Annotated in this window: 12 protein-coding genes, 1 pseudogene and 1 riboswitch; of the genes and pseudogenes, 1 reads left to right on the plus strand and 12 read right to left on the minus strand. The window is 35.5% G+C overall.

From position 1 onward, the window contains the following. The coding region (locus ACJML3_RS01340; RefSeq protein ID WP_406019958.1) for a PD-(D/E)XK nuclease domain-containing protein at positions 1-898 on the plus strand (898 nt) is incomplete at its 5' end. A 136-nt stretch (positions 899-1,034) separates the two neighbouring features. Here ACJML3_RS01340 and tadA read toward each other — a convergent pair. The 12 genes and pseudogenes from tadA to ACJML3_RS01400 all read right to left on the minus strand — a co-directional run. Beyond that, positions 1,035-1,523, minus strand: coding sequence for a tRNA adenosine(34) deaminase TadA (tadA, locus tag ACJML3_RS01345; protein WP_219937690.1), 489 nt, complete (start codon positions 1,521-1,523; stop codon positions 1,035-1,037). Positions 1,524-1,531: 8 nt separating this feature from the next. After that, positions 1,532-1,906 carry a diacylglycerol kinase gene (locus ACJML3_RS01350; protein ID WP_219937691.1) on the minus strand — a complete coding sequence of 125 codons (375 nt, stop codon included), beginning with the start codon at positions 1,904-1,906 and terminating at the stop codon, positions 1,532-1,534. Positions 1,907-1,932: 26 nt separating this feature from the next. Next, positions 1,933-3,057, minus strand: coding sequence for a 2-iminoacetate synthase ThiH (thiH, locus tag ACJML3_RS01355; protein ID WP_406019961.1), 1,125 nt, complete (start codon positions 3,055-3,057; stop codon positions 1,933-1,935). A gap of 1 nt (position 3,058) precedes the next feature. Beyond that, positions 3,059-3,841, minus strand: a complete 783-nt coding sequence (locus tag ACJML3_RS01360; protein ID WP_406019963.1) for a thiazole synthase — start codon at positions 3,839-3,841, stop codon at positions 3,059-3,061. A 2-nt stretch (positions 3,842-3,843) separates the two neighbouring features. Beyond that, a complete protein-coding gene (gene thiS, locus ACJML3_RS01365) occupies positions 3,844-4,047 on the minus strand; it encodes a sulfur carrier protein ThiS (protein WP_406019965.1) in 204 nt (67 codons plus the stop codon). Then, a complete protein-coding gene (gene thiE / locus ACJML3_RS01370; RefSeq protein WP_406019967.1) occupies positions 4,038-5,531 on the minus strand; it encodes a thiamine phosphate synthase in 1,494 nt (497 codons plus the stop codon). The genes thiS and thiE overlap by 10 nt, the downstream gene beginning before the upstream one ends. Then, positions 5,521-7,074, minus strand: a complete 1,554-nt coding sequence (gene thiC, locus ACJML3_RS01375; RefSeq protein WP_406019968.1) for a phosphomethylpyrimidine synthase — start codon at positions 7,072-7,074, stop codon at positions 5,521-5,523. Before thiC ends, thiE begins: the two co-directional genes overlap by 11 nt. A gap of 39 nt (positions 7,075-7,113) precedes the next feature. After that, positions 7,114-7,212, minus strand: a riboswitch (TPP riboswitch). A gap of 63 nt (positions 7,213-7,275) precedes the next feature. Further along, on the minus strand, positions 7,276-9,180 hold the full coding sequence (locus ACJML3_RS01380; protein ID WP_406019970.1) for a methyl-accepting chemotaxis protein: 1,905 nt from the start codon (positions 9,178-9,180) through the stop codon (positions 7,276-7,278). Positions 9,181-9,734: 554 nt separating this feature from the next. Then, the gene (locus tag ACJML3_RS01385) at positions 9,735-10,010 is read right to left on the minus strand and encodes a helix-turn-helix domain-containing protein (protein WP_406019972.1); all 276 of its coding nucleotides are present in this window, start codon (positions 10,008-10,010) and stop codon (positions 9,735-9,737) included. Between the two features lie 5 nt (positions 10,011-10,015). Then, positions 10,016-10,102: pseudogene (locus ACJML3_RS01390) on the minus strand (type II toxin-antitoxin system RelE/ParE family toxin); the annotation flags it as partial. Between the two features lie 94 nt (positions 10,103-10,196). After that, positions 10,197-11,786 (minus strand): tetratricopeptide repeat protein, encoded by a 1,590-nt coding sequence (locus ACJML3_RS01395; RefSeq protein WP_219937967.1) that lies wholly within the window; start codon positions 11,784-11,786, stop codon positions 10,197-10,199. 14 nt (positions 11,787-11,800) lie between these two features. Beyond that, a partial coding sequence (locus ACJML3_RS01400; RefSeq protein ID WP_406019975.1) for an OmpA family protein occupies positions 11,801-12,739 on the minus strand: 939 nt, incomplete at its 5' end.

Below are 12,739 nucleotides of genomic sequence, written 5' to 3' on the forward strand. Positions count from 1 at the left end.
TGATGGATACAGATTCAATGAAAAAGAGATGTTCTGTCCATGGGATGTTGTCAACTTTATAGCAGAGTCATTAGATAAGATAGGCTCAGGAAAAACAATAATACCTGGAAACTACTGGATAAACTCAACCTCAAGTAATGCCTTATTATCATATGTAGGATATCTGACTGATAAGGCAACAGACAAGATGCAGTCACTGATGGATGGTTTGAGTATTGAAACATATATCAATGATTCAATGAATTATGACACCTTATCAAAACATGAAGAGATAGATTTCTTCTCCCTTCTTTTGCATACAGGATATCTGACATCTGATGGTTATAGAGTTGTAAATGAAGAGAATGGTGAGATTATCTATTCTCTTAAAATTCCAAACAGAGAAATCAGAAAGTGTTTTGAGGTAAATATACTAAAGCATTTTAAAGAATCATCAACTAAAGGTGAGAATAAGGCTATGCTTATAGCTAAAGCTCTGTTTGAAGGTGATTGTGAAACAGCAAAAATCAATTTAAAAAAGCTACTTAAAGGATATGTATCTGTAAGAGATTTTGCAACAAAGGCAAAGAAAGAGAACTTCTATCATGGATTCTTATCAGGTGTGTTCACAAACTGTTCTGATAGCATAAGTGATTACCAGTCAAACAGTGAATCTGGTGATGGTTATGCTGATATCGTCTTTAAAAACGCTGATGAAAATAAAGCTGTAGTTATAGAAATAAAATCATCAGCAAGTGATGATGACTTTTTACAAGATACAAAAGTAGCTTTAGATCAGATAGAGAAAAATAAATATTATGAACCTTTTCTTAAGAAGGTTAATATTAAAACAATCTACTGCTATGCAATCTGTTTCTATAAGAAAGACTGCTATATAGAAGTGAAAAAGGTTAAATAATCAGACAGTTTGTGTATTTATTTAAAAAGCAAAAGATCTGACAATTATTACAGATATGAACTTTGCATGATTTAGTTATTTGCAAAACAATTTGCTGTATCAGAATGATTTTACAAAGTTTTTGAATTTTACTGTCTTAAGAAGAATATAAAAGTTTAGCATTTTTCTTTTCAAGTCTTCGTCTTTTAAAAAACGAAGAAAGTATCTGTGCACATTCATTTTCAAGTATTCCTCCCTTTACATTTAAATGATGATTATGTCTTATATCATCTGATAAAGAGAACACTGATGAACATGCACCAGTTTTCTTATCATAAGCACCAAAATATACATTTTTTATTCTTGAATGAATAAGAGCACCAACGCACATACAGCATGGCTCTAATGTCACATAAATTGAAAGGTCAACCAATCTGTAGTTAGACAATTTTATACCAGCTTTTCTTAATGCAACAATTTCAGCATGAGCGCTAGGATCATGATCAGTTATGGTTCTGTTAAAGCCTTCTGCGACGATATTAAAATTATCATCAACAATTACTGCTCCAACAGGAACCTCACCTAATTTTTCAGCTTCAAGGGCAAGTTCAATTGCCCTATTCATAATTAGCTCGTTATTATCCATGAAGTCAATCAGAAATAATAATTCTCAATAATTATCGCTGTCCATGTAAACAATGTCAGAATAAGCATAACAAATACAGCTGCTGAACCTAAATCTTTTGCTCTGCCTGATAATTCATGAAATTCAGGACCGATTCTGTCAACTACAGCTTCAATTCCTGAGTTTAATAACTCAACGCAGACTGTAAGCCATGGCATAACAATCAGCAAAATAAGCTGTGTTACTGAACCATAGATAAAAGCAGATGTAATTGTCAGAATTATAGCAAGTAAAAATTCCTGTCTGATTGCAGCCTCATTTATAAGACCAGCTTTGAATCCTTTCATTGAATATTTTGCAGCATTAACGATTCTTGTTAAGCCTTTTTTCTGAACCTTTGCCATATGAACTCCTGTTTTTTACAAAGGCATTATACACATTTGAAATAAGTTGCAGAAGCATTATGGAAAACAGCTTCAAATCCTGATTTTTCCATTGCGGCAACTACCTCTTGCACAGAACGATCATCATTTACAGTCCACTGCTCAAGATTCTTACCTTTGTGTGCATAACCACCAGGCTCTGTAGAAGAGCCTGCTGAAACTGCTGTAATGCCTGCAGGTAAAATCAGATCTCTAAACTGAGCAGATTCTCTTGTTGAAATAGTAAGATCAAGCTCATTATCAAAAATACGCCATGCGCAAATAATCTGAAGAAGTTTTGCATCTGATACAGGAGAATGAGGCTCATAACCACCTGCTGCAGGACGTAGTCTTGGGAAACTAATTGACAGTGCTGTTTTCCAATATCTGTCTCTCATATAAAGAACATGCATAGCAAGAGAACACAGATCTGATCGCCAGTCATACAGACCTAAAAGGGCACCTAAACCAACCTTGTCTATACCAGCCATACCAAGTCTGTCAGGTGTTTCTAGGCGATACTTCATATCAGCTTTCTTTCCACCTAAATGAACTTTCTTATAACAATCAGGATTATATGTTTCCTGATATACAGACACAGCATCAAGACCTAAAGATTTTAATAATGCATATTCCTCTGTTTCAAGAGGCTGAACTTCCATCTGAAGGTAGTTTGCATATTTTTTTGCCAAAGGAAGAACTGATGCAAAATAATCAATACCAGCTCTCTTTGAATTTTCACCAGATACAAGAAGGATATTTGAATATCCCATCTTGTTCATTGCCTGTAATTCCTCTTCTATCTCATCTAGTGTAAGAACAACTCTTTTAAATTTGTTCATAACACTAAAACCGCAGTAGGCACATTTGTTTGAACAAAGATTTGTAAGGTATAAAGGCAGATACATATTCATGCAGCGACCAAAACGTTTTCTTGTCAGCTGCATGGATTTTCTTACCATAACATCAAGATAATTCTTTCTTGCTCTTTCTGAAATTAAAGCAGCAAAATCATCAAGATCTAGAGGTGAATTCTTGCAAAGAGCCTTTTCTATATCAGCATCAGTTTTTGATTCTACAAGTTTTATAAAACTGTCTGTATCAACTTTTGAAATTACATCAAAAAAGCTCATATTACTTCATTGCCTCTTTTAAAAAGGCCTCCATAGGAGATGTTGCTACAGCTGAACTTGATTTTGCAGCTAAACCTGCCTCATATGCAAGTCGACCTGCAAGTTGTGCATACTTGAATGCCTCACTCATTTTTACTACATCAGCAGAAGCTGCAATTGCAGTATTTACCATTACAGCACTAGCGCCCATTTCAAGAGCTTTTGCACAATCTGATGGTGCTCCAATACCTGCATCCACAATTACAGGGACATGTGCATTTGCAATAATAATTTCAAGCATTGATTCTGTTTTAAGTCCCTGCGCAGAGCCTATTGGTGAACCAAGAGGCATTACAGCGCTACAGCCGATTTCCTCAAGTAATCTTGCAAGCACTGGATCTGCCTGAATATACGGAAAAACCTTAAAGCCATCTTTTACTAACTCTTCACATGCTTTAAGAGTCTGAACAGGATCTGGCAGAAGATATCTTACATCAGGATGGATCTCAACTTTCACCCAGTCAGTACCTAAAGCCTCTCTTGCAAGCTTTGCTGCAAAAACAGCCTCTTTAGCAGTTTTGGCACCTGAAGTATTAGGCATGAGAGTAATACCAAGATCTGTTAAAGGCTTTACAATTTCATCTGTATGATTGGTACTGTCTACTCTTTTGATAGCCATAGTTGCAATCTGTGCACCTGAGGCTTTAGCTGAAGCTTTTAGAGCTTCACCTGATGCGTACTTACCTGTACCAATAATAAGTCTACTGTCAAATTCTTTACCTGCTAATATAAGTTTATCAGCCATTTTTAACCTCCACAGACCATATTAAAAACATCCAGGCTGTCATTATCCTTTAAAACAGTCTTTTCAAAATCAGCTTTTCTGACAATCTCACCATTTAAGGCTACTGCAACACCTTCTTTTAAAAGGTCATGATCTTTTAAAAAGGCACTGATAGTGGTCTTTTCCTTAATATTTTCCTTTTTTGACTGATTGAATGTTATTTCCATGAACTCTCACCTCCATCAGAGCAGATTTCAAGCCACTGTTTTACAGTTGAATCTACATCATCTGCCTTTGTAATACCTGTTATAAGAGCAACGCTTCCTACTCCAGTTTGAACAACTGATTTAACGTTATCTAGCTTGATTCCACCGATGGCAACGGTTGAAAACGCGCTCTTTAAAATTCTCATTAGAAGATTTAACTTATAAACTCCCTGAGGTTTTGATGGCATAATCTTTGACTGAGTTTCAAAAATATGTCCAAGAGCAATATAGGATGGTTTTAAGGATACAGCTTTTAATGTTTCATAAGCGCCATGAGTTGAAACACCGAGTCTAAGCCCTGATTGTCTTATTTTTTCAACATCAGCCTTTAGAAGATCCTCCATTCCAAGATGTACACCATAGGCCCCAGCCTTTATTGCAAGCTCATAATGATCATCAATAAACAGACGGACTTTTTTCTCTTTGCAAAACTCAACTGATTTTTGAATCTGCAAATAAAGATCATCTCTTTGCTTATCCTTGATTCTAAGCTGAATTGTCTTTACTCCAAGATTTACAAGTCTTTCAATCCACTCATAAGAATCAACTACAGGATAAAGTCCCATTTTTAAAGGACATGGAGCAAAACTCTCTTTTGAGCTTGGAAAGCCTAACTGAAAAACTTCTGGCATATCCTTCAAATCAAGATTAAGTCCATGATGACCAAAAGGAGCCCTTACAAGATTTTCAGATGCTAAATCAGGCTCTCTTACACCTTTTGTTGTATATGCATTGGCAATAACTGCAGCATCATGCATAGCGAAGTTCTTAGCAAGAAGTGCAGCAAGTGCAGATGAAAGAGCGCAGCCTCCTCCATGAACACCTGCTTTTGATGTTCTTTTCTGTCTTAAAACAAAAGTGAATTCATCTGATTGAAAATAATCAGAGCAGAACTCATCATCTGAAGAATGGCCGCCTTTTATGATTACAGATTTTGCACCATATGATCTGAAAAGAGCTGCTGCTGACTGAATATCACCATCTGTTTTAATCTTTGAATCTGACAGATATTCAGCCTCTTCAAGATTTGGAGTAAAGATATCAACATAAGGCAGGAACTTTTTGAGTACTGACTTTATATCAGCAGAATTTAATGATCCTTTAGTTCCTTTTAATATCGGATCAAAAACCACCTTCACACCTTTTAACTGTGTAGATAGTTTTTCAATAAGATAATCTATAAAGTTAAGATCTGATACTAAAGAAATCTTTACAGCCTTAATGTTCTTATTGTCAGATACAAGAACATCAAGAGTGTCTTTAAACATGTTAAAATCAACACTCTTTGCACTGCAGATTCTGTCAAAAGACTGAGCTGTAAGAGTTGTCACACAGTTTAATGGATAACACCCAAAATCTCTTATTGTTATACAGTCAGAGACAAGACCTGCACCTGATGAACTGTCAAGTCCTGCTATGACAAGAACCTTCTCATTACTGTTCATTGTATGCAGCCTTGAGTTTTTTATTTAATCTTATAGGACAGAATCTTGGGCCGCACATTGAACAGAAAGCCACATCATGCTTTTTAGAGCATTCATCTCCCATCTGTTTTGCCCATACTGAATAAGCATGTTCAGGATCAAGGCTTAATGCAAACTGGTCAAACCATCTAAAATCAGCTCTTGCCATTGCCATTGCATCATCACGTAACTGTGCACCTTTTAGGCCTTTTGCAAGATCTGCTGCATGAGCTGCAAGTTTGTAGGTAATAAGACCATCTTTAACATCTTTCTCCTCTGGCAGTGCTAAATGCTCTGATGGTGTTACATAGCACAGCATTGCTGTACCGTAGGATGCGATCATAGAACCACCGATTGCAGATGTAATGTGATCATAACCTGGAGCAATATCAGTCACTAAAGGTCCTAATGTATAGAAAGGAGCTCTGTTACAGAATTTTTCCTGAAGAGCCTGGTTTTCATAAACCTTATTCATATTCACATGACCTGGACCTTCAATAAAACACTGCACTCCAGCGTCAAAACATCTTTTTGCAAGTTCGCCTATATATTCAAGCTCTCCGTATTGAGCCTTGTCACAAGCATCTGCAATACAGCCAGGGCGAAGACCGTCACCTAAGGATAAGGCAACATCATAGTCATGACAGATCTCAAGAAGATCATCAAAATGTTCAAAAGCCATATTCTCGCACTGCTGTCTTAACATGGCTGATGCCATGATAGAACCGCCTCGAGAGACAATACCAAGTTTGCGTTTTGCAGCATATGGCAGTAAATCAGATTTTAATCCTGCATGAATTGTAAAGTAATCAACACCTGCTCTTGCCTGATCGATTACAGTCTGTCTGAACATATCAAAGTTTAATAAAGAAATGTCACCATGTGCTCTATCAAGAGCCTCATATACAGGAACAGTTCCTATAGGTACTGGGGATGCATGAATAATTGCAGATCTTAACTGCTGAAGGTTATCGATACCAGTTGACAGATCCATTACAGTATCAGCACCGTATTTTAAGGCAAGCTTAAGTTTTTTTATTTCCTCATCAAAATTTGATGACATTGAAGAAGCACCGATATTAGCATTGATTTTTACAGAGAATCTTCTGCCGATAATCATGCTTTCACACTCTTCATGATTCACATTGCATGGAATGACAGCCTCACCTTTAACAATTTCTTCAAGTACAGTCTCATCCTTGAAGTTTCTGTTCAAATCATTTGAATATGATTCTCTTATGGAAACATATTTCATATGCTTGGTGATTTCACCTTCTTTTGCTCTTTCTAAAAGGGTTTTCTTAACCTTTTTTGCTTTACCATCCTGCACATAAGGAGCATAGTCAAGGCTTATCTGTCTTAGCTTATTATTCTCGCAAATGCCTTCAACTGTAGATGTCAAAAGACTTGATGAATCAGATAGATTTATTTTGTTGAAAGGAACCTGAATATCGTTTGAATCACCTTTTATGATTACTTTTTCAACATCAGGTGTGAATACATTATTAATAACTTGATGAGCCATATCGGCATACCCTTTTTTTAGATAAAAAAACAAAAGCTGCCGAAGAAATACCTTGTTGCCTACGCTAGTATTAACTAGATCAGGTCTTAACGGATTTTGCAGATGCAATCTCAGCCAATGGCACTCCGACAAGCTATTTAAAGATTATACTACTAAAATACTGTTTTTAAGATCCTCTATAAATTTATTTTCGAAAAAGAATTATTCAAGTTTAAACTTTTCAAGTTCTCGTTTCTGCTCTGTTGCCAGATCTTTTTGACGATTTGCAAGATCAGTATTTGAATTCATCATTCTTTCAACATCAGTTGCAATTGTCATAATCTCATTGGTACTTTCTAGAATTTCAGATGCAACTGAACTTTGTTTTTCAGATGCCAGTGAAATATTAGAAATCATAGAATTTATATTATTTGTTATCTCAACAATCGATGCTAGAACCTCTTTAGTCTGAGAAGCTGCATTTATGCTCTCTCTTGCCTTTAGCTGAGATCCTGATACGAACTCTTCAAGTTCTTTTGCCTTTGTCTGAATATCTGAGATAACAGATGTAATCTCAATTGTTGAACTCTGTGTTTTTGTAGCTAGAGAGCGAACTTCATCAGCTACAACAGCAAAGCCCTTACCAGCCTCACCAGCTCTAGCTGCTTCAATAGCGGCATTTAGAGCTAAAAGATTAGTCTGCTCGGAAATTGATGAAATCACATTTAGAATAAGTTCAATCTTTACTATTGCTTCTTTTAGGTTTTCAATCTTGCTTACAGCTGTATCAATATCACTTGCCATATGTGTAAATGATTCAACCATATTTACAACCTGTCTTTGACCTTCTTCTGTAGTATCAGCTGCTGTATGAGTTGCACCTGCTGCATTTTCTGCATGTTTTGCAACCTCACATGAAGCCTCTGACAGATCTTTGATTGCTTCTGCAAGCATTCTTGATTTTGACAGCTGTGTACCTAATGACTCTTTTGCATTTTCTGCACATTTGTGTGAATCAACAGAGCTTGTATACAGCTCTTTTGAGATAAGAAGATTCTTCTTAACCAAGGAATTTAAAGAAATCATGAATTTATTGAATCCATGTGCAATATAGCTTATCTCATCTCTTGAGGAATGTGTGATTCTATATGACAGATCTGATCCAAGTGATGCAATCTGTCTTGTTATAAGGACAAATGGATTGAACAGTTTTATTACAAATACCACGCCTAGGGCACTGAGAATAAACAGGCAGATAAAACCTGTGATAAAAATACTTGCCTGTATGTGGCCTACTGTATCTGTAATAACTGATTTTTTAACCTCAAGAACAAGGATCCATTTTACTGATGGAATAAGCTTGCTTACTGCAAAATAACTTTCTGATCCTCTTTTATAATCAACTGGTGCATTAGCCTGTCCATTTAGCAGAGATTTTTGAATACTCTCATCATCGCAGATTTTTTTCTGATCTTTATTTCTTGCACCTAATGCAATTTTGCCTTGAGAATTTACAAGATAAAGATGCTGCATATCCTGTTTGTTAAATTCATTGAGTTTTTCTGACAAAACATCTAATGACAGACCTACACCTGTCACAGCAAGATCTTTGTTACCTTCTCTAATCTTATAGTTAACAAAAACAGATAATGCATTGTTTCTTGCCTCATCCGTATCAAGATTATAAAGATACTCCTCTTTTGCAGATATTACATCAAAGAACCAGTTATCCTTAGGATCACCATTTTTAAGAACTTTTATGAGTCTGTCAAAACCAAAGTACTTTAAAGATTTTGAACTTGCAAAAAATGCTGCTGTTGTATTGTGTGCATTCTTTACAGAGGTTAGATAACTGATAATGTAGGAATCATCACTCTGGTCTGTTTTCAGCCATTTAATAAGATTGATATCCTTTGCCATTGCTCTTGAGATTATCAATGGCTTTTGAAGTTCACCTTCAATTTGAGATGAGAGCTTTTCAAGCTGTGAAGGCAAAACCTGTTCTTTTTCTGACTGCAAGAACAGCTCCTTTGTCATGATATATGAGGAAAGTCCCATAACAAAGATAGTGATAAAGATAGTAACAGCTGTAAATATAACCAGCTTGTTTTTCATTGTAAGAGTCATATGAACTCCTAATTATCGAAAGAACCATCTCTGATTATATTTGCATAAAAAATGCACAAAGGAATGTTTTGTGCAATATTGCGTTATGTATACTAAGATTTTTTTTATTTTTTTTACTTTTATCAAACTTTTTCAAATAATTGACAGATTACCAGGCTCCAGCCATGGTGATCTGTCAAATATATCCTTTCAACAGAACATAACTCACATTGCCTTTTTCAGTTCTTGGAATTGACTCAATTATCCTTATCTCAGGCATTTTATATGATTCAAGCTGACTTTTTAGAAAAACAGTAAAGCCTGTAAGCTCAAAATCGTTAATATTACATTTTGTTCTGAATACTTATTTTTACGTGCCATATCATTATCCTCTATATAGTTTAATATGGGATAATTAATTCAGCTAACTGATCCTTAGTTCAGTCGATTAATAAGTAATTGGCAGTATTTCTATATAATCCCACATGTATTTGTACTGAGCATGATTTTTTCAAAAGAGGGATCTGCAGTTTTTTACCTGCAGATCATAGAAAGACAACTAGTGTTTTGAAAAATTAAACTAGAGAAACCTGAAGTTTCTTTCCAAGACCATTTGCAAGTTTTAAAAGTGTATTCAAAGAAGGATTGACATTACCGTTTTCAATTTTAGACAAATCGGCCTGAGTAATACCTGTCAGTTCGGAAAGCTCCTTCTGAGTAAGATTCTTCTCTTTACGAGCAAGAATAATACTTTCAATCAGAGCATATTTTGACTCTAATGCATCGTATTCCTTCTTTACTTTTGGATCTTTTAGCTGCTCTGCAAGAAAATCTTCAAATTTATTACTCATTTTCATTACTCCTTCTTAAAAAATCTTCTCTGTATTTTTTTTGCAATCTCTATTTCTTTTCGTGGAGTTTTCTGAGTTTTCTTAATAAAACCATTGGTTAATACAGCCTTTTTACCGACGTAAAAGAAATAAAGGACTCTTGATAGAGAATAATTTGTATTTTTTTCTTAAAAATGCAATTGGTGCCTAAAATTTTCTTTCGATAGCATCAAGTTTCAAGTTGAACTTGTCATACTCACGAGGAAGTCTTGGCACTGTTGCATTTATTCTAACCACCATTTTAGGAGTAAATGCTGATGCACCTGTTGTTGGGTTGTACATAACAAGGATCTTGTAAATGTCATGATAAAAAAGAGGTACACTTTCAATCTGAACAATTGCAGGATCTTCAAGTTTATAGACGTAATTCTTTCCCATGGTTATAACATGATACTCGTCATTTAATGTCTTATCCTCAGAGCATGTTTTAAAGAATGTGGAATTCTTTTCTCGATTCTCAAAATAGGATGTTGCCTCTGGAGCACCTTCAATGAAAACAAGATCACCAAAATATATTCTCTTGCAAAGCTCTACTACCTGCTCAAACAGCATTTTATGATTTGGCTTATTCGTGTATGTGTAATATTTGATTAAGCCTACTACAGAGTCCTCATTTATATTCTTAATATCATATAGCAATGATAGACCTGCAGTGTAATCTTCAGGAACACCTATACCAGCGTTCTGCATAAGTGCATAAAGAATACCGCCGGTTGGATCGCCGCAATCATATGCTTGCTTAAAAATGTCTGCAACTGCATTAACAATTTTTGGATTTCTATCATAATTGTGAGTATAGGCCATCACTCCTACTGCTGTAAGAGCTGGTCCATAATTCTGTTTTGCAGCATTTTTCATATGCCTCATGCCTTCTGCATATGAAGTTTTTTTACCCTGTCTGAACTTAATAAGTCCAAGTGAGTAGTTAGCTATTGGTTCATCCTTTTTTGCACTGTCCTCATACAGTTCAAGAGCTTTTTTAATATTTCTGTTGACTCCATAGCCATGCCAAAGCATACCTGCAATCCTGCTTTGAGCTTCTATAATGCCTTTATTTTTTGCATTCTCCCAGTAATTCATAGCAGATCTTGGTGAAAGATCATGTTCAAGGCCTAAAAAATCGATATCACCTCTATACAGGTTTGCAACCCTTGATCCTTCTTTTAATGCCTCATCAACTATTCTTACGTAGTCCTGAACGTTCATGCAGTATGGGATTGAACGCTCAAGAAACTTCAGCATTGGCTTATATTTTTGTATATATTCAGGAGTATAACCCTTTAGTGCTTCCTGATAGAAAAATACAGCAGAGCCTGCACCCTGGGCATTTCCATAACCTAAAAGAGCCAAATTACCCATGATTTCATAAGCACCATATAGGTTCTTGTACTTTGCACACTCTCTTGAATATTCAAGAGCCTTGTTGAAGTTACCAGTTCTTGCAGATATCCAGGCTAAAAAAGGGTAGGCTTCTGGTGCGCCTTTCTTTTTTGCAGCACGAAGAAGAATTGATTGGGCTTTATGGAAGTTACCATCAATCATGGCTTTAACGCCAGTTACAACATAACTCTGTCTTTGAGCTGAATTGTAATAAACAAGACCATAGGTTAAAAGAGAACTGCCTATAACCAAACAAGTAAGAAGAGCTACAAAAGCAACCTTTATTGTATTTTTCTTGCAGTATCTTCTTATTCTAAAAAACAGTGATGTTTTTTTAATTGGTTTTTTATCAGCCATAAAAACCTCTAAAGCTAATCATTCTCACCAGTGTTTGCACCTACATCAGGTACGTTAACTTCCATATCTTTGTTAATCATGGCATTGTCTCTTTCAAGTGTTATAAGAGCATTTCTTGCCGTAACGGAAGTATCTGCAACAGGATTACTCTCTTTGGTATTTAATGTAAGTGAATTAAATGGAACAATTTCAATGATATCTTCTTTTATACCTATTGAAGTATAGGCTTTCTTTAGCATCTCTGCTCTGTCATGCGCTAAAGATACATTCTCAGGAGCCTTCTCCATATCATAGGCATATGCTCTAATTGAGATTTTTATAATTGAAGGATCATGTTTTAGATATTCAAGCTGCTCATTTAAAATTCTCTGTGATTTTGCAGTTAACTCATCAGTTTTAACTCTGAATACAAGAGGAGTCATCTTTATGTCATTAAAGTTAACTCTTATTAGCTGCTCCTGACATGAAAGATACTTTTTAAAAGCATCATCAAATCCTATTGGACTTAATGATGGAATGATGTTCTGTCCGTTTGCAAGCTTTTTATCAGTATATGGCATTAAGATCTGATTACCATCAGACAGTGATGTTAAAATCTTCCAGGACAAAGTAGGTCCTATATAAGGTCTGAATCCCTCATACAGATCGATTTTTCCAAGAAGAGTCTCATTTGCATGTGAATGCCAGCTTGGCTTTGCTGAAATAAAACGCATTACACTTGGCTCACGGATACCAAGTTTAGGAACAATTACCATAGCAGAACGCAAATTTCTGCCAGAATAGGTAACAAAAGAGGCAAAACCGTATGATGGAATGTCAAAAATCAGTGAACATTTGACTCTACTTGAATCATTAGACCATAGTTTTTTGGCACTAGGATCAATAGGAGCTTCATACCTTATCTGACAAAAGGCATCCGTAGATATAAAAATACTTAGTAAAATAAATAAGTT

Source organism: Succinivibrio sp., from assembly GCF_045124615.1.
Taxonomy (GTDB): Bacteria; Pseudomonadota; Gammaproteobacteria; order Enterobacterales; family Succinivibrionaceae; genus Succinivibrio; species Succinivibrio faecicola.